11 protein-coding genes are annotated in these 18,049 nt (G+C 62.9%); 7 read left to right on the top strand and 4 right to left on the bottom strand.

All coding sequences use genetic code 11. From position 1 onward, the window contains the following. Positions 1–126 precede the first annotated feature (126 nt). Positions 127–1,233: a glycine cleavage system aminomethyltransferase GcvT gene (gcvT, locus tag B0919_RS10570; RefSeq protein ID WP_078012221.1), complete on the bottom strand. Its 1,107-nt coding sequence runs from the start codon at positions 1,231–1,233 to the stop codon at positions 127–129. A 139-nt stretch (positions 1,234–1,372) separates the two neighbouring features. On the opposite strand from gcvT, the gene B0919_RS10565 reads away from it, so the two are divergent. The 3 genes from B0919_RS10565 (at position 1,373) to B0919_RS10555 (ending at position 3,830) form a co-directional block, all read left to right on the top strand. Continuing rightward, positions 1,373–1,741, top strand: a complete 369-nt coding sequence (locus tag B0919_RS10565; RefSeq protein WP_078012220.1) for a CZB domain-containing protein — start codon at positions 1,373–1,375, stop codon at positions 1,739–1,741. Positions 1,742–1,765: 24 nt separating this feature from the next. Continuing rightward, positions 1,766–3,298, top strand: a complete 1,533-nt coding sequence (locus tag B0919_RS10560; protein ID WP_078012219.1) for a sensor histidine kinase — start codon at positions 1,766–1,768, stop codon at positions 3,296–3,298. Between the two features lie 73 nt (positions 3,299–3,371). After that, on the top strand, positions 3,372–3,830 hold the full coding sequence (locus B0919_RS10555; protein WP_078012218.1) for a response regulator: 459 nt from the start codon (positions 3,372–3,374) through the stop codon (positions 3,828–3,830). Between the two features lie 85 nt (positions 3,831–3,915). Here B0919_RS10555 and B0919_RS10550 read toward each other — a convergent pair whose 3' ends face one another. The 3 genes from B0919_RS10550 to B0919_RS10540 all read right to left on the bottom strand — a co-directional run bounded on the left by B0919_RS10550 (position 3,916) and on the right by B0919_RS10540 (position 13,033). Beyond that, positions 3,916–4,491 (bottom strand): ribonuclease HII, encoded by a 576-nt coding sequence (locus B0919_RS10550; protein ID WP_078012217.1) that lies wholly within the window; start codon positions 4,489–4,491, stop codon positions 3,916–3,918. 119 nt (positions 4,492–4,610) lie between these two features. Further along, complete coding sequence (locus tag B0919_RS10545; protein ID WP_078012216.1) at positions 4,611–4,856, bottom strand: hypothetical protein; 246 nt, start codon at positions 4,854–4,856, stop codon at positions 4,611–4,613. Positions 4,857–5,011: 155 nt separating this feature from the next. Continuing rightward, on the bottom strand, positions 5,012–13,033 hold the full coding sequence (locus B0919_RS10540; RefSeq protein ID WP_176132990.1) for an Ig-like domain-containing protein: 8,022 nt from the start codon (positions 13,031–13,033) through the stop codon (positions 5,012–5,014). A gap of 502 nt (positions 13,034–13,535) precedes the next feature. Between B0919_RS10540 and B0919_RS10535 the strand changes: the two genes are divergently transcribed. The 4 genes from B0919_RS10535 (at position 13,536) to B0919_RS10520 (ending at position 18,039) form a co-directional block, all read left to right on the top strand. After that, positions 13,536–14,114, top strand: a complete 579-nt coding sequence (locus B0919_RS10535; RefSeq protein ID WP_078012214.1) for an NUDIX domain-containing protein — start codon at positions 13,536–13,538, stop codon at positions 14,112–14,114. Positions 14,115–14,187: 73 nt separating this feature from the next. Beyond that, positions 14,188–15,003 (top strand): lysophospholipid acyltransferase family protein, encoded by an 816-nt coding sequence (locus B0919_RS10530; protein ID WP_078012213.1) that lies wholly within the window; start codon positions 14,188–14,190, stop codon positions 15,001–15,003. Between the two features lie 33 nt (positions 15,004–15,036). Continuing rightward, positions 15,037–15,324 (top strand): Asp-tRNA(Asn)/Glu-tRNA(Gln) amidotransferase subunit GatC, encoded by a 288-nt coding sequence (gatC, locus tag B0919_RS10525; RefSeq protein WP_078012212.1) that lies wholly within the window; start codon positions 15,037–15,039, stop codon positions 15,322–15,324. A gap of 3 nt (positions 15,325–15,327) precedes the next feature. Then, a complete protein-coding gene (locus B0919_RS10520) occupies positions 15,328–18,039 on the top strand; it encodes a hypothetical protein (RefSeq protein ID WP_078012211.1) in 2,712 nt (903 codons plus the stop codon). Positions 18,040–18,049: the final 10 nt, after the last annotated feature.

Raw genomic sequence — 18,049 nt, 5'->3', positions numbered from 1 at the left:
AGTCGAGGAATCTCGCGTGTTTGGTCAGATAGTGAAATCCTCGTTGAACGAGAACATTGCTATCCGGCGTCAGCACGCGGGATTCCTCGACTTCGCTCGGAATGACGTTTGGAGGAAATTACTGGCTTATTCTTCGGTGCCTTTCACGAAGGGCAGCTTCGTCACGGTGGCGGGCAGGTTCTTGCCGCGCACCTGCACGAAAATCTTGCTGCCGGGCGCGCTCAGCTCCGTTTTCACGTAGCCCAGGCCAATGCCCTTGCTCATGGAAGGCGACTGGGTGCCCGAAGTTACCTCCCCTACTTTCTCACCGGCTTCGTCCACCAGCTCGTAGTGGGCGCGCGGAATGCCGGGGCCGTCCATCACAAAGCCCACCAGCTTGCGCGTCACGCCTTGTTCTTTTTGCTGCTTGAGCGCCTCGCTGTTGGTGAATTCCTTGGTGAACTTGGTAATCCAGCCCAGCCCGCCTTCCAGCGGCGAGGTGGCGTCGTCGATGTCGTTGCCGTAGAGGCAGTAGCCCATTTCCAGGCGCAGGGTGTCGCGGGCGCCGAGGCCGATAGGCTTCAGGCCGAAGGGCTTGCCGGCTTCCAGAATCTTGCTCCACACCTCGTGGGCCGACTCATTCGGGATGTACAGCTCGAAGCCGCCGGCGCCGGTGTAACCCGTGGCCGAGATAATCACGTCGGGCTGGCCGGCGAAGGTGCCCTGCACGAAGCCGTAGTACGGAATGCTCTTCAGGTCTACCTCCGGGGCCAGGCTCTGCAGCGCGTCGGCCGCTTTGGGGCCTTGCACCGCGAACAGGCTCAGCTGGTCCGATACGTTTTCCATATCGGCGCCAAACTCCTGGTTGTACTGCTGAATCCAGTTCCAGTCCTTTTCGATGTTGGAGGCGTTGACGACGAGCATGTAGTCCTCGTCGGCCAGCTTGTACACCAGCAGGTCGTCCACGATGCCACCCTGCTCGTTGGGCAGGCAGCTGTACTGGGCCTTGCCGTCCTGCAGCTTGCTGGCGTCGTTGCTGGTCACGCGCTGAATCAGGGGCAGGGCCTGCGGGCCGCGCACCCGGAATTCGCCCATGTGCGACACGTCGAAGATGCCCACGGCCCGACGCACGGTGTGGTGCTCGTCGAGGTCGGAGGAGTAGCGCACGGGCATGTTGTAGCCGGCGAAAGGCACCATCTTGGCGCCGAGTTGCTGGTGCACGTCGTTCAGCACAACGGTCTTCAGGTCGCTCATCGGGGAATACTTGCGGTTCGGGAAAGAGCCCGGGGCAGCGCGCCCGCTAGGCCAAAGCAAAAGTACTCCAAAAGCCGGCCGCGCCCAATTTGGTATCTTTGCCGGTGCCGGCAGCTGCACGCCGCCCCTGGTTTCCTGCATGGACGATAATCTCAAGCGCGAGTTCGACGCTGCCCGCCTGAAGCACATCTTATTTAAGGCGAAGCTGCGCACATTCCTGTACGGCGCCGGCACCAACGAATCACCCGTGCGCGACCCGGATGTCTGCGCGCTGGGGCAATGGATCAATACCGTGGCGTTGCCACAGTTTGGTTATCTGCCCGAGACCCAGGAACTCAACCGCTTACACCGCCACCTCCATCAGGTAGCCAACCGACTGCTCGATCTTCACCAAGCGGGCCAAGTGGAAGAAGCGGTGCAGGGGTTGCGCGAAACGACCACCCTGACCGACCAGGTGCTGGACCTGCTCAATACCATCGAGCGAAACTTGCGTAAAGAGAGCCGCTAGCGCCCGCGCGCTACCCTCTTTTGCATGAAGCTCAAGCTTTCTACCCGCCTCTTTATTGGTTTTGCGGCCATTGCGCTGCTGTTTGTGATGGTTGGCATCGTCAACTATCAACTCTCGCGGCAGGTGCTGCGCAATTCCGAGCGCATTGCCCAGTCGCAGAACCGCACGGCGCAGGCCACGCGCATGCTCGGCCACATCGTGGACATGGAATCGGGTTTTCGGGGCTACCTGCTGGTGGGCAACGAAGGCCTGCTGGAATCCTACTACGAAGGCGAGCGGCAGCTGCTGGGCTCCTTCATGGCCCTGCGCCACGAGTTCACCCCCGACGACCCGCAGTACGCCCGCATGACGCGCGCCCAGCAGCTCTACGAGCGGTGGGCGGCTTACTCGCACCTGCTCATCGGCGAAAAGCGCGCCGCCCGCAAGCGCAGTGCCCGCCAGGAGGGCGTCGACGGGATGGAGCACCGCTCGCTGGTGGAAGACGGCACCGGCAAGCAGCTCATGGACCAGATTCGGGTGATTTTTCGCGGTTTCGACCGCGACGAGCTGAACACCCGCGAAAAGCAGCGCCAGAAGCTGGCCGAAAGCATCCGCGAAACGCGCATCCTGTCGGTAGTGCTCACGCTGCTGGCCGTGGTGCTCGGGCTGATCGGGGCGTACCTGCTGGCCCGGCTGCTTTCGCGCCGCCTCACGGGCATGGTGCAGCTGGCCACCCGCATTGCCAAGGGCGAGTACCACGTGCGCCTCACCGACCACGACCAGGACGAGCTGACCGAGCTGGCTACCTCGCTCAACTCCATGGCCGGTACCATCGAATCGACCATCACGCAGCTGGAGCGCCGCAACCAGGAGCTGGATCAGTTTGCCTACGTGGTGTCGCACGATTTGAAAGCGCCGCTGCGGGGCATCGAAAGTGCTTCGCGCTGGATCGAGGAAGACATGGACGCCGAGCTGCCCGAGCACATCCGGGAGTTCCTGGTGCTGATGCGCACCCGCGTGCACCGCATGGAAAACCTCATCAGCGGCATTCTGGAGCTGGCTCGCATCGGGCGGGTGGAGCAGCAGCAGGAGCGCGTGAACATCCGCGAGTTGCTCCACGAAATCATCGACTCGCTGGCCCCGCCCGAAGGCTTCCAGGTAATGCTCCCCCCCTACCTGCCGGTGCTCATGGCCTCGCGCGTGGAGCTGCAGCAGGTATTCAGCAACCTCATCAGCAACGCCCTGAAGTACCACCACGACCCGGCCCACGGGCTGGTGCGCATCGGGCTGCGCGAGACCACCGAGGAATACACGTTCACGGTGGCGGATAACGGCCCGGGCATTGCGCCGGAGTACCACGAGCGGGTCTTTGTCATCTTTCAGACGCTGACCGAGCGCGACACGCTGGAAAGCACCGGTGTGGGCCTGGCCATCGTCAAGAAAATCATTGAGCGGCACGGCGGCGCCATCCGGCTGGAGTCGCACGAGGGAGCGGGCGCCACGTTCACCTTTACCTGGCCGAAGACCTTGGCCCGGACGGTGGCCGCCACAGCCGCTACGGCCAACGTCAGCCAATAACGGCCGGCCCCCGTATACCACGGCAGAGAAGCGCCTCCCGGGGCGGCTTCTCCACTCTCATCACCGCTCTCCCATGTCTACCGATTCCGCTTCCCCGCCTAGCATTCTGCTCGTCGAAGACGACCAAATGGACATCATGAATGTGCAACGCGAGCTGCGCAAGCACAACATCACTGTCCCCTTGTACGTGGCCCGCAACGGCCGCGAGGCCCTGGCTCTGCTGCGCGGCGAAGGCGATAAAGAGCAGATTCCCAAGCCCAGCGTGGTGATGCTCGACATCAATATGCCGCGCATGAACGGCCTGGAGCTGCTCGAAGCCCTGCGCTCTGACTCCGAATTCGTGGGGCTGAACGTGTTCATCATGACGACTTCGGATCTGGAGTCGGACCGCCTGAAGGCCCGCGACCTGGCCGTGAGCGGCTACATCATCAAGCCGCTGAGCTTCGACAAGTTCGGCGAAGGCGGCTCTACCGTCGACGGCTTCAGCCTGTTTCTGGACCTGCTCCAGCTCAAAGAACAAGCCTCAAAATAGTATAGAGTATAAAGAAGCGCGAGGTAAGACGCCGTTCTGACGAATCAGAACGGCGTCTTACCTCGCGCTTCTTTAATACTGATGTCTACAATAGTCGAAATCCCATGCGGTGGTGCGGCGAGGGGCCGTGCGCCCGGATGGCGGCCCGGTGCAGCTCCGTGGGGTAGCCGGCATTCTGCTGCCAGCCGTAGTGCGGAAATTCGGCAGCCAGCTCGCGCATCCGCTCGTCGCGGAAGGTTTTGGCCAGCACCGAGGCCGCGGCAATGTTCAGGTACTTCCCGTCGCCCTTCACAATGCACGTGTGCGCGATGCCCACGTACGCCCGAAAGCGGTTGCCGTCGACGGCCAGGTGCGTGGGTGTGAGGCCGAGGCTGGCTACGGCACGGTGCATGGCCAGGTAGCTGGCCTGGGCGATGTTGATGCTGGCAATTTCGTCGGGCGAGGCCTCGGCCACGGCCCAGGCCACGGCATCGCGGCAGATAATATCGCGCAGCTGCTCACGGCGCCGAGCGCTGAGCTGCTTGGAATCGGTAAGGCCGGCGGCCACGAAGTCGGGCGGCAGCACCACAGCCGCGGCAAACACGGGCCCGGCGAGGCAGCCCCGGCCGGCTTCGTCGAGGCCGGCCTCCAACGGATGGTCGGTAAAAGAAACGGGAAGCATAAGTGCCCGCAAAGCTAGCCACACGGGCACGCTTCGGCCGCTACACAATTAAAAAAGTGCCGCCCGCCTCAGTCGGAAGACCAAGGCGGGCGGCAGCGTAAGAATTCGCGTCAGCGGAATTAATGCTTACCGGCCGTACTGCCGGGCAGGTTATCGGTGGCTTCGCCGCGGCGCAGGCCCTGGCTGTCACGGGGGCCTTCGTCCAGCTCCCCGTCTTCGTCGGTGCTGATGTATTCGTTGGTTATCGGGCCGAGGCCGCCGGTTTGCTGCTGCAGCTCGGCTTCGGCCTGGGCGTGCTTCAGGTTGAACAGCGGGTCGCCCGGAGTGTCGGCGTTCTGGTTGTTGTTTTTCTGCGAGTTGGCCATAGTAGTGCAGTGAGCCGGCCGGAATGTCAGCGACCAGCTTAGCTTAAGTTACGGCTTTAGCTAATATGGAGTTAAGTCTATGTTACGCCGCCCAAGAAAAAAGCCGCTGCCCTTTGCAGGACAGCGGCTTTTGCCGTTCGTGGGTTCCATCCACCCTAGTGCTTCACGAAGCGGCGGGTAAGGGGCAGGCCGTTGGCCGCCTGCACCTTTACTAGGTACGTTCCGGCGGGCAGGGCCCGCACGTCAAGAATTGTGCTCAGCGAGCCATCGAGCTGGCCTTTCAGCACCAGCGCGCCGGTGGCGCTGTACACCGTCACGGCAGCTTGGGTAGCCGGGCCGCTCAGGCGCACGTTCAGCACTTCGGTAGCCGGGTTGGGGAAGAGCGTCAGCTCCACCGTGGTCAGCTGGCCGAAGCTCACCGACTGGATGGCCGAGTAGCTGTCGGCGCGGTCGAAGTCGACCTGGCGCAGGCGGTAGTACACCAGCTGGCCGAGGCGGGCGGCGTTGGCGTCGGTGAAGCGGTAGTGCTGGGCGTTGCTCACCGTGCCGTGGCCGGCGACTTCGCCCACTTTCTCAAACGTGCGCCCGTCGAGGCTGCGCTCCACGTCGAAGTGGTCGTTGTCCTTCTCCTGGGCCGTGGTCCAGGTCAGCAGCGCGTCGTTGTTCTGAGCTTTCACCCCGAACTCCACCAGCGTCACGGGCAACGGACCGAAGCCGATGGTGAAGCTCACCGTCTGCGCGTTGGTACCGCCGTTCACGTCTACCGTCGTTACGTTGAGCGAGTAGGTGCCCGAGCGCAGCGCCAGCTTGGTGCGGTCCTGCACCCGGATTTCACCCGTCACCGGGTCCAGCGTCAGGCCCAGCAGGCTCAGCGTGGCCGCCCCGTTCGTGTCGGTCGTGGCCGAGCGGACGCCGTTTTCGGTACCCACCAGCTTACCGGTCGAGCCGTTGGCGTTGACAGCGGCGTAGTCGTACACCACGCCGCTGGTGTTGGAGCGGGAGGCGTTGGCGTCCGCCACGGCGGCAATCAGGTCACCGTTCTGGTAAGCCGTAGCGGTGCTGCCGCCCTTCACCGTGGAGGTGTACACCGAGCTGGCGTCCTGGCCCACAGCGATGGTGTAGATAGCCGTGTTGGAGGTAGCCGGCGTGGCCGCGTTGTCGGTGGCCGTGTAGGAGAAGAAGGCGTTGCCGATGAAGCCGGCGGCCGGGTCGAAGCGCAGCGCGTTAATTTGCGCGGCGGTCAGCGGCGTGCTGGTGGAGACAAGCGTAGTACCTACGTACAGGGTACCGGCAGCCGTGGCTGGCAGCGAGGTAATGTTGTAGGTCAGCGTGTTGCCATCGGCGTCGGTAGCTACCAGCGGCGAGAGGCCCAGCGAACCGGCCGTATTGGCTTGCGGCGTCTGCAGGTTGTTTACCACGTTGTAGGCCACCGGCGCGCGGTTGATGCGCGTGGTTACCGATGCCGTGTTGTCCGTTGTCACGTCACCGGTGGTCGTGCCGGGCGTCAGGTTGGCCGTCACCGTGAAGTCGGCCGCCGGAGCGGTAAACGACACGTAGTTGGTTACCTGGCCGGCCGCACCTACCGCCTGGCTGCTGATGGCCGGGAAAGTGATAGTCGTCGTACCGTTGGCCGCCGTTACCGGGCCGTTAGCGCCCGAGTAGGTGATGTTCGTGGCGCCGGCGGGCAGCGTAACCGCCTGCGTCGACGAAGCGGGCGAGCCGCCGTTGTTCAGGGTCGTTACGGCGTAGGTCACGGGGGCACCGGACTGTACGATAGCCGGGCCGCTGATGCCCGTCGAGACGTTGGCCGAGGGGTTCACCGTGATAGTGGTGCTGGCCACGTTGTTGGCGGGCGCCGAATCCGACGTGCTGGAGTTGATAACCGAGCTGGCGGTGATGCTGCCGCTGTTCGGGGCTACAAACGTTACGCGGTAGGTATTGGCGGGCAGCGAAGCGCCGCCTGCCAGGTCGCCGGGGCTGCTCCAGGTCACCACGCCGGTCATGTTGTTGTAGCTGCCGTTCGTACCGCCAACTACCGTTACCGTGTTGCCGTTGCTGGTCAGGCCGGCGGGCAGGTACAGCGTCGGCACCACGGCCGTAGCGGCACCGGCACCAGCCGCATTCGAGAAGTTAGCCGTCAGCGTCACGCTGGTGCCAGGACCTACCGAGGTAGCCGACGCGCCGATGGTGGTACCGAGGTTGGCTACCGCCGCCGTGGCCGGGCTGATGGTCGTCACGACGGAGGCGAAGTTGTTGTCGTAGTTGGTTTCAGCGGCGGCCGAACTTACGCGGGCCACGCCGTTGATCTGCGTCACGTCGGGCACGGTCAGGATAACCGAGTTCGATACGCTGCGGCCGCTCGGCAACGAAACGATGCTGAAGGTCACCAGGCCGGTGGCGTTGTCGTAGCTACCGCCGCCGTACACCGTCACGGTGCCGTTGTTGGTCAGGCCAGCGGGCAGTTGCAGCGTCGGCACCACGGAGGTAGCCGGCGAGGGGCCGTTGTTGGTCGTCGTTACGGCGTACACTACCGGGCTGCCCACCAGACCCGTAGCCGGACCAGCTACAGCCACGGTCACGTCGGCCGTAGCCAGCACCGTGGTATACACGGTGGCCGTGTTGTTGGTCAGTACCGTCTCCGGGGTGCTGCTGCTCACGCTGGCCGTAGCCGTGAAGCTGGTAGCGCCCGTGGGTACGGCGTAGGAAACCGAGTTGGTCTGCAGCTGGCCCTGCGCCAGCGTGCCGGCGATGTTGAAGGTTACGATGCCGGTGTTGGCGTCGTAGCTGCCCCCGTTCGATACCGTCACGTTCGTCAGGCCGGCCGGCAGCGTTACGCGCTGCACCGTGCCCACCGCAGCTTCGCCGCCGTTGTTGGTCGTCGTCACCGTGTAGGTCACTTGCTGCCCCGTCGATACTGTGCTCGGGCCGGCCAGCACCGTGGCCAGGTCGGCTACGGGGTTTACTTCCACTTTGGTCTGGGCCAGGTTGTCAGCCGGTACCACGTCGGTGGTTGCGCTGGTTACGGTGGCCGTAGCCAGCACGAAGCCCTGAGCCGGCGCGGTGAAGCTCACCGTGAAGGGCAGGTTATTGCCGCCCGTAGTGTTGGTCGTGCCCGGGTTCAGCGTAGCAATGCTGCTGAAGGTCACCAGACCGGTGCTCGGCGCGTAGGTGCCGTTCGTTACCGTCACGCCCGTCAGGTTGGCGGGCAGCAGCAGCGTCTGGGCTACCGTGCCGGCGGCGTTCGGGCCGGCGTTGCCGGTGGTTACCGTCAGCGTCACGGGGGCGCCGGGGGCCACGTTAGCGGCCGGCGACGTCACGTTGGTGTACACGTTGGCCACCGTGCCCGTCTGAGCCGTGCCAGGTGCGGCCGGCGTGCCGGTCGGAGCCGTGGTAGCCACGTTGCCCAGAGCCGCAGCGCCGTTCAGGAAAGCCGAGTTGTTGACCGTGTTCAGGTCGCCGGGGTTGTTGGTGCTGGCCGTCACCGTGGCCGAGGGCGACACGAAGCTCGTGCCCGTCGTGGGTGCGGCAAAGCTGATGGAGTTGACCACCGTCTGGCCCACCGGCAGCGTGCCGATGGTCGGGAAGGTCACTACGCCCGAAGCGGCGTCGTAGGTACCGCCGTTCGAGGCGAAGACGCCCGTCAGGCCGGCCGGCAGCTGTACCGTCTGCACCACGTTGGTGGCCGTCGACACCGAGCCCGAAGTCGTGCTCAGGTTGCTGGTCGTCACGGTGTAGGTTACCTCGTTGCCGCGCACCACGCCCGCCGTGGGCCCGCTGATGGTGGTAGCCACGTCGTAACGCGGGTTGATGGTTACCGTCGTAGCGGCCGTGTTGTTCGTCGTGTTCGTCTCCGTTACGGCGCCGCTGATGTTGGCCGTGGCCGTAATCGGGCCGCTACCGGGCATGTTCGATACCGTTACGGCGTAGGTCTGGGGGAAGCCATTGATGAGCGTGCCCACCGGGATGGTTACCAAGCCGGTCGTGTTGTTGTACGTAGCGGCAGCCGCGTTGGCGCCGTTACCGATGGTCACCGTGCCGCCGTTGCTGGTCAGGCCGGCCGGCAGCTGCAGGGTTTCCACCACGCCCGTGGCCGTTATGCCCGCGGTGTTGTTGGTGGCCACCACCGTGTAGTTCAGGCTGGCCCCGCCGTTGATGGCCGTGTTGTTGAGCGGCCCCGTGATGGTGGCCTGCAGGTCCGCGTTCGGGTTGCGCACTTCCACCGTGATGAAGGCGGTGTTGGAGGTGTTGCCCGAAGTGTTGTTGATCGTGTAGGGAATCGTGACGATGCCCGTGAAACCGGCTGCCGGCGTGAAGGCAATCTGCCCGCTGCTGGCCCAGGTGAAGGTGCCCTGGCCGGCTACGGTGTAGCTGTTGCCGATGCCCTGAGCCGCTAGGTTGATGCTGGCCGCGTCGATGCTGTTCTGGTCGTTGCCGGCTACGTTCAGCGTCACGGCGGTGCCGGGGCCCGTTACTGCCTGGTCGTTGGCGGCCACCGGGGCCGAGCGTACCGGTACGTTGCCCGAGAATTCCGAAGTGCCGGTGCCCGTTACCGTGGCCGTAGCCGTCAGCAGGGCCGTACCGGCGTTCAGCGCGCTCTGCTGGGTCGCGGTCAGCGAGGAAAGCGGAATCGAGAACGTAAAGCGGCTCTGGTTTACTTCCGCGCCCTGGTTCAGGCCGTTGATCAGGCCGCTGTAGCTGCCCGTGCCGGCGTTCAGGTCGTTGCCCGAGCCTTCGACGCGGCTGAACAAATAGGTCTGGCCTTCGCCGAAGCCGCTGTCGTCGTTAGCTGCCAGGAAGAATTCCAGGTTGCTGCCGGCCGTGGCGAAACCCGTCAGGATCAGATTGCCGTTGCGAATCGTGGCGGTCTGAATCACCGGGAAGTTGAGCAGGCCGTTGCCGCCCGCGTCAATGTCGTTGGTCGTGCCGTTGTTGTCGTTCAGGGTTACGTAATTCGGCGTACCCGTCGCGCTGTTGTCCGTAGTCCCGAGCAGGTCGATACCGATCTGGTAGGTAGCGGCCGAGCCGCCCACACTCAGGACGGTACCGTTGGCAAAGATGGAGTTCTGGGTGAACGTGTTGTTGTTCGAGCCCGAAGTACCCAGGATGCCGGCGCCGAAGTTGGCGTTGATGATGTTGTTGCCCACCGTCGAACCCGACCCAAACAGGCGGATAGCGGCCGTTTCCGAGTTACCACCGCCGTTGCCCGTGATGGTGTTGCCCGTGATGGTATGGTTGCTGCCGCCGTTGTAGCTGTCGATACCGTTACCGCGGTTGTTAATGATCAGGTTGTTGGTAATGGTCGCGTTGTTGCCCTGCGCGTCGATGCCGTCGAGGTAATAAAACGCAGGGATGTTGGCGTTCTGACGGATTTCGTTGTTGGTCACCGTCGTGTTGGTCACCCCAAGCTTGATAGCCACGCCCTTGCCGTTGGCAAAACCGATGAGGTTGTTGCTGATCTGCACGTCGGTGCCACCGATTACCCGAATGTTGTCGGCGTTGGTCGCCGTGCCCGGGGCTGTGGTAAAGTTGTTGGCGGTGTTGCCAATCACGCTGCCCGTGATGGTCGTGTTGTCGGCCGCCACGCGAATGTTGGCACTACCGTCGTTGTCAGGAGTATTGCCAAAACCGTAAATCGAAATACCTTCGATGCGGGTATTGATAGCGGTGCTGCGCACGTCCAAGCCAATCAGGCGAGCCGTCGAACCCACAATCTGAATTTCGGGCTGATTAACCGTGCTCAGTGCCGTAGCGGCCGTGCCGACAGTACCGCCTACGCCGAGGGTGCCCGTGTTGGAGTTACCGATGTTGGCCGTTTGCGTCGTGCCGTCGATGGAGGTGTTGGCATCCGACAGGAAGGGCAAGTCAGCCGTCTGCGTGATAACAGCTACCCCGTTGGCGTCAACCATATCGGTCAGGCCCGTGCGGGGAGCAGTGTAACCAGCTACGTCCGCCCCGTTGTAGATCATGAAGATGCTGGTTTCTACCCCGGCCGTCTGCCCTACCTGCGCCAGGCCCGTATTGCTGAGCCCGTTGGCGTTGGTGATGAACTGGCTCAGCGAACCGCGTCCGGAGGCGTTGGTGTTGATGATGGTGCTGAAGTTGAAGCCGAAATCAACGCCCACGCGGGGGCCGCTAGCGGGCAGCGTGACGGTGGTGATGGACTGGGGAACCGCAGCAGTACCGGTGAGCGAAGCAATGGTCGTACCAGATGAGGTACCGTTGCCGATGGTGGTGCCGTTCCCAGCTTCTGCCAGGGTGTTGTTTTCGCCCCCTACGCGCTCGGTATCATTGGTTACCCCGTTGCTAACAAATGTCTGCACTGGAATCAGCGTCGAAGCCGTCACGCCGCTGTTCAGGCGTTGGCTAGCCGCCGACGTGCTTACTACTCGGACGATATAGCTGGTGTTGCTGCTCAGATCCAGCGCCGTGCCAGCGCCGTTGTTTTGGCCATCCACAAACCGGTAGTTACCCGCCGCATCCGTAGTCGTCACGGCAATGAGGCGCTGCAACGCGGCGGTAAGACCAGCGGAGTACAGTTCTACACGGGTACCGGCAACCGTTGCCAAACCCTGGCTGGTAGCCTGCGAGCGGCCGGCGCCGCCGCCATAGTTGAAGTCTTCGAATACGTTACCAAGAATGGCTGGCGTAAAATACACCGGGCTCGGCGACGGCGTATCGCCGTTGGGAGTAGTCGGCAGCGAGGCGCTGTTGGTGGAAGCATCTACGGCCAGCAGGTCGCCGGGAGGTACTATCAGCGTGCCGTTGCCCTGCAGCGAGTAGCCGGGATTAGTTGTGGTGCCAGCCACGCTGGATGCGTAAGCCGTGTTGTTCTGGGCCGTGGTGGGTACGCTGCCGGTGGGGTATACCACCTGCGCCGTAAACGTAATGGTGGCGCTCTGCCCAGCCGTCAGCGACTGGTTGCCGGTGAGCAGGTCAGCATTGGCTCCCTGCCCGGTGAAGGCCGTATTTACGGCTAACGAGCCCCCGGCATTGGCTACTGCCAAGTTGCTGACCGTTACCGAAGACGACGTTGGGAAGGTGCTGTTCGTAGCAGAACCGCGCAAGAAGTCGCTTACCTGCACGTTGGTAGTCGTCACCGTACCGGTATTTTTCACCCGGATAGCGAAGCTCACGTTATAGGTCGTGGCGTTTACGGCCGTTACGCCCGTCACTTCCTTCACCACGTCCAGGCGTTGATCCGGATTCACGCAGCTGGCGCCGTCGGTTACCGAGGCCGTCGGCACGTCCCCGATATCAGTAGCGGCCCCGGTGCTGGTGTTGATGGAGTAAAAGTTACCCTCGTTGGAGTACGCGTAGAAGTTGCCCGATACGTCGAAGCTGGCCGAACCGAGGTTAACCGTACCATCGGGTACGGGGCCGGTACGCGTCACGCGGGCCACACCCGCCGTCGTCGTGAAGTCAAATTTGTAGATGGTTCCCAGTCCGTATACCCCGTACAAGGTATTGTCGGCGGGGTTGAAGCCCAGGTCGATAAAGCTGAAGTCGGTCGTATTCGTCGGCGCTACCTGCGTGGTTGGTGCCGTCGACACGTAAAAGCGCATCGGAATAACCGTTGCGTTACGCTTGTTAGCGTTGGTCGCTTGGTTCAGATCGAAGCGGAACAGCGACGATTGGTACGAAGCATCGGCCAGGTTACGCGGGGCGGCGTAGTAGAAGCCGTTCTGGTCGATAACGCCGGCCGCAAATTGCGGGTAGTTGCCGGTGGGGGCAGCGCCACCGATGGTGATGGTACCTAGGTTTTCGACGCCGCCCTGCCCGATGCGGTACAGGTTGACGACCGGAAAACCGGTGTTGCTAACGGGATAAGTCAGGGCATACAAATACCCATCGCGCGGGTTGTACGCCAAGCCGTTAACCACAAAGTTGGTGTTGGCAGCCACGCCAGCGCCCGTGCCCAGGTCGTACACCAGCGTGTTGGTATACTGGGTAGTGGTCGGATCAGCAGCAGGAACCACGTTGCGGTTTACCCGAAACAGTTGCGAACGGTCGACACCAGTCACTCCGTTGGCATTGGCTACCTGCCGGATGATGTAGAAGGTACCGTCACAGGAGAATGCAGCACCGGCACTCCCTGGTGTTGACTGAGCCAGCGCTGGATTACTGAGCACCGGCAGCAACAAACCCAGCAACGCTAACAAGCGTAAGGCTGTTTTCATTGAGTATGTAGTTGAATGGATGAAAAAACTCATTTAGTGGCCTTGGAGCGGACTTTCTAGGCCTGCAAAACTATTTTGGCTTGTCACCTCAATTCCGGGTTTCTGGGCTAATGCACCGGTTCGCTAGCTGAACAGTTGTATCTCCTAGCTGAACTTCTACTACCGGGATGCGCATATCCCATAAATAGAATTACCCTCTGGATTTAGGAAACCTCCCGTGCTCGACAACCAGGGATTTGGTCAAATTGCTGACCGCCTCAGCAAGTGCTGACGCAAAACTAACTGACCAACTGCACTATTAGCAAAGAATAACCACAATAAAATAAAATAAGTACAATTTTGTTCCGAAACAAATAGAGCACCTACGTAGCTGTCCCAAAACTGGATTTAGCAGCTTTAAATATATAGTTTCAATAATATAAACTTAGGGCAGCTGTTGCTCGAAGCCCTGCTTTGATTGGCTCTGCTAGCTTTGCCGAAGCGGCAACTTTTCCATTAGCACATGCACCCAGCCCCCGACGAAACCCATAACCCGTGGCAGACTCTTAGCACCGAGCTTAAGTACCAGAACCCCTGGATCAGCGTGCGCGAAGACCAGGTTATCAACCCCAAGGGCGGACGCGGCATTTACGGCGTGGTCAGCATGAAGAACAAGGCGCTGGGCATCATCCCCGTCGATGCCGACGGCAACACCTGGCTGGTCGGTCAGTACCGCTACGCGCTCAACGAGTATTCCTGGGAAATTCCCATGGGCGGCGGCCCCATCGAAGTCGACATTCTGGAATCGGCCCAGCGGGAGCTGCGCGAGGAAACCGGCATGACAGCGCGGCGCTGGACCAACATCGCCCGGCTGCACACCTCCAACTCCGTGACCGACGAGGAGGGCTTCGTATTCCTGGCCGAAGACCTGGAGCACGGCCAGACCGAGCCCGAAGAAACCGAGGAGCTGCACCTGTGGAAGCTACCACTCCACGAAGCGGTGCAGATGGCCCTGGACAGCCGCATCACCGACGCCATCAGCGTGGCGGGCCTGCTCAAAGCGGCCCATGTTCTGGCCGCCCGCCAAGCCGGCACGAAGTAGATAGTTTGGGGGTAATGGGGCCGCTGTAGCGGAAGTAGCGGGCGTCCGCCCGCGGCTTGTTACCTTTGTAGGTATGCGTCGGCTGCTCCAATACCTCGGTCACCGCCTGTACACAACCTGGGCGACGTTCTGGTTTGTGTTTCCTTTCATCGTGACCTATCCGCTGCAGGTGCTGTTGTCGAAACAGCCCCGCTGGCACCGCTACCTGCACGGGCTCAACCGGTGGTGGTCCATCCTCTTCATTCGTATGTGGGGCATGCCCGTATCGGTGGAGCGCCGCGGCAGCATTCCGCCGGGCCAGCCGGTGATATACGTGCCCAACCACGGCTCCTACATCGACATTCCGCTGCTGTTCAAGGCCATTCCCGGGCACCTGAACATCATGGGCAAAAGCTCACTGGCCAAAACGCCGCTGTGGGGGCCCATCTTCGGGCGCGCCTACATCACCGTCGACCGCAACAGCGCCGTGAGCCGGGGCCGCTCCGTGGTGCAGGCCCGCCAGACGCTGCTGGCCGGCCGCTCCGTGGTCATCTTCCCCGAAGGCGCCATTGCCGAAAAGCCCGGCGAGGAGCTGATGCCCTTTAAGGACGGTCCGTTTCAGCTGGCCATTGCCACGGGCGCTCCGCTGGTGCCCGTCACGATGCCCTACAACCACCGCTTCATGCCCGGCGTCAAAGGGCTGCGGGTGCGCTATTCCAAGCTGCGCATCGTGCTGCACGAGCCAATTTCCACGCTGGGCATGACGCCGGCCGACATTCCCGCCCTGAAAGAGCGCGTGGCGCGTATCATTGCCAGCGAATTTGACCCGGCGGCGGCCGGCATCCCCGGTCCCAGCCGTTTGCGGGCTACCCCGCCCGAGCCCGAGCAGGCCAAATCCGTGGCCCGCTGATTCCTTTTCTTCGACCCTAACGTTCCGCTTTCCGTGAGCACCGACCTGAATACCCTGCGCCAACTGGCCCACCTTGCCCGCCTCGAATTCGACGAGCGGAATGAGCAGAAAATGCTTTCCGACCTCAACGAAATCCTCAACTGGGTTGACCAACTCAACAGCCTCGACACCAGCAGCGTGGAGCCGCTGGTGCACCTTTCGCACGAGCTCAACGTACTACGGACCGATGAGCCGCGCAACACGGTGAGCCACACCGAGGGCCTCAAAAACGCCCCGCGCAAGGATTCGGACTACTTCCGCGTACCCAAAGTTCTCGAATAAGGCGTGCGCGACGCTTCTGCGGCCCGGCCCCTCAGCCAACGCGCGCTGGTGGGCGGGCTCGGCGCCCTACTCCTGCTGGTGCTGGGGTGGGCGCTGTACTGCTACTTTACCGGCGACGACCACACCCTGCCCATCGGTACGGTGGCCCAGCTCACGCCCCTACCCGTCACCCTCGACCGCCTCGCGGCCGGCACCGACAGCCTGGCTCTACAGGCTAATGGCTACCTCATCACCCAGACCTACGACGTAGCCGGCCCGCAGCTCTGGCCCGCCGCAGCGGCTATCTGGGCGGGGGTGCTGGGCGTTTGCCTCGCTGTGTGGCTGGCGGTGATTAGCCAGTTGCAGCGCCTGCCCTTCGTGGTGGGCGCGGGCCTGGTGATATTTCTGCTGATGTCGCTCAGCGCGGATGTGCTGGACGTATTCGGCGCGCAAAGTCAATATTTCCTCTTGCTGGCGCTGGGCCTGCTGCTGGTCCCGTCCTTTTTGCTGCACGCCTTCTTCGAGCAGGTCGGCCTTGGCTGGCGCGTGCTGCTGATGCTGGTGCTGGTGGCAATACTGGCTGCCGTGCTGTTCGTCAAGGCCCCGCATTCCGCCGACTTTATCGTCTTGCACTTGGCCGCCTACGGCACGCTGGCCGGCGTGGTGGCGCTGGTGCTGCTGAGCCTGTGGCTGGGCGGTGAGTTGATTTACGGCCTGCTGTGGCTCAATACCCAGGGCGCCAGCCCCGGCGGGCGTTTCGGTCTGCCACCTTTCCTTATTTCCAGCGTGCTGCTGCTGGGCATCCTCACGCTGTATTACTGGAACAACGGCCAGCTGGCCGTGCTGCCCGGCATTCACCTGGAACCCTTCCTGCTGCTGCTGGTGGCGGCCGTAGTGGGCTGGTGGAGCCTGCCGCGTCGCCTGCCCACTTACCAGGCCCTGGTGCCGCTGCGTGCGGCCGCGCCCCTGTATCTCGTGCTGGTGACGCTGGCCACGGCTTCCGTTGCGTACGCCGCGGCCACGGCCAACGAGCCGCTGCTGCGCGCCAGCCGGCAGTTCGTCAACCTGGCGCTGGCGGGCATTGGCGTGGCGTTCTTCCTATACCTGCTGCTGAATTTTGCCCCGCTGATTCGCCAGAAGCTGCAAGTGCACCGCGTGGCCTACGACCCGCGCCGCGTACCCTTCTTCGCGGCGTACCTGCTGGGCATCGGCATCATTGCGGCCGTACTGATGCGCAACAACTTCGACCTGCTCGACTTTGCCCGGGCCGGCTCTTATATCCAGCTTGGCGACCTGACGCGCTACCAAAGCGAGCAGCAACCGGATAATTTCTACCTGGCGGCCCTCGCCGAGCGTTATTACGCCGAAGCCGACCAACTGGACCCGCGCAACGCCCGCGCCGCCTGGGGCCGGGCGGCCCTTTACCAGGCTCGCGCTCAGCGCCAAAATGAGCTGAACATTCTGCATACCGCCCTGCAGCGTGAGCCCAACGAAAAGGTCCTGCTGCGCCTAGCTGCCCGCTTCGATCAACCCACCGACTTTTTTGACCGTCAGCAGGTGCTGCGGCAGGCCCTGCGCGCCTTCCCGGCCAGCAGCCGCGTCAACGCCGAGCTGGCTCAGCTGTTTGCCCGCTCCACGCTGGCCGACTCGGTGCAGTACTACTACCGGCGCGCCGTGGCAGCCGACGAAGCCAACCCTGTGGCCCGCACCAATTGGCTGGCCTTCCTGCTGAAAAGCACGCAGCTCCCGGCCGCCCGGCAAGCCGCGGCCGATAAACCGCAAACGGACTGGCCCGCCTGGCAGAACAACGCGTGGGTACTCAACCTGCTGCAAGGCCAGTTTCAGCCCGTCGCTACCACCCAGCCGGCCATCGATACCACGCTGACGGTGGCACAGTTTGCGCAGCTCTACCACGTGGGCTTGGCCCAGGCCGCCCGTCACGACACCACGCTGCTGCCGGCCGTGCGCCGCCTGCGCCAGGTGCGCAGCAACGATGCTTTTGCCGATCAGTTGGCGTTTTTGAGCGGCCTGCAGCAGTTGCGCAGCACTCAGCCCGCCGCCGGTTTTGATCAGCTGGAAGCGTTGGCCACCGGCGAGTCGGCGGGCTATTACCAGCAGGTACTGGGAAATTACCTGCTCACGCGCGGCCTGTATGCCTCGGCAGCGGCACGCTTTGCTGCGGCCGAAGCAGCGGGCAATTCCGCCGCAGCTTTGCCTGAATCGTACGCCCTGGCGTGGGCCGGCCAACCGGATTCGGCTCGTACCGCCGCCCGGCGCGCCCTCAAAGTCACACCGACCGCCGGCCTGCAGCAATTGCTGACCGGTGCGGCGCCCCGTCCAGCCGCCGTCGGCCGCCCGTTCCAGGCCGCTTTTGCTGCTGCCGCCAAGCTAGCGGCTTCCGACTCCAAGGCGGCCGCTCGGCAGTACCGCCGTCTGGTCGCCGCCGACCCCTTCGACGAAGCAGGCGTGTTGCAGGCTGCTGAGTTCTTTGTCCGCGGACAGGATCCCCTCACGGCCTACGAGCTGCTACAGCGTGCACTGTCCTATAACCCCGAGTCAGTACCACTGCTGAAAAGCTTTGTTTTGACCGCTGTTGATGCGGGTTTGGACGAATACGCGGCCAATGCGCTGAGCAAACTTGGCACGTTGCTTCCATCCACAGAATATACTATCTTTCGTAGCCAATACGACAAGCGGCGCGCCATCCACCAGGCCGCCGTAGCACCCTGGAACTAACCCCTACTTT

This window comes from Hymenobacter sp. CRA2, from assembly GCF_002007105.1.
GTDB lineage: Bacteria > Bacteroidota > Bacteroidia > Cytophagales > Hymenobacteraceae > Solirubrum.
Note: the sequence above shows the minus strand (reverse complement) of the source record. Positions and strands in the feature narration are given on the sequence as shown.

What these genes read in the sequence shown, in the direction of transcription:
- B0919_RS10555 (WP_078012218.1), top strand. Translation starts at nt 3,372, where the DNA reads ATGTCTACCGATTCCGCTTCCCCGCCTAGCATTCTGCTCGTCGAAGAC.
- gcvT (WP_078012221.1), bottom strand. Translation starts at nt 1,233, where the DNA reads ATGAGCGACCTGAAGACCGTTGTGCTGAACGACGTGCACCAGCAACTC.
- B0919_RS10560 (WP_078012219.1), top strand. Translation starts at nt 1,766, where the DNA reads ATGAAGCTCAAGCTTTCTACCCGCCTCTTTATTGGTTTTGCGGCCATT.
- B0919_RS10550 (WP_078012217.1), bottom strand. Translation starts at nt 4,491, where the DNA reads ATGCTTCCCGTTTCTTTTACCGACCATCCGTTGGAGGCCGGCCTCGAC.
- B0919_RS10540 (WP_176132990.1), bottom strand. Translation starts at nt 13,033, where the DNA reads ATGAAAACAGCCTTACGCTTGTTAGCGTTGCTGGGTTTGTTGCTGCCG.
- B0919_RS10565 (WP_078012220.1), top strand. Translation starts at nt 1,373, where the DNA reads ATGGACGATAATCTCAAGCGCGAGTTCGACGCTGCCCGCCTGAAGCAC.
- B0919_RS10545 (WP_078012216.1), bottom strand. Translation starts at nt 4,856, where the DNA reads ATGGCCAACTCGCAGAAAAACAACAACCAGAACGCCGACACTCCGGGC.
- B0919_RS10530 (WP_078012213.1), top strand. Translation starts at nt 14,188, where the DNA reads ATGCGTCGGCTGCTCCAATACCTCGGTCACCGCCTGTACACAACCTGG.
- B0919_RS10535 (WP_078012214.1), top strand. Translation starts at nt 13,536, where the DNA reads ATGCACCCAGCCCCCGACGAAACCCATAACCCGTGGCAGACTCTTAGC.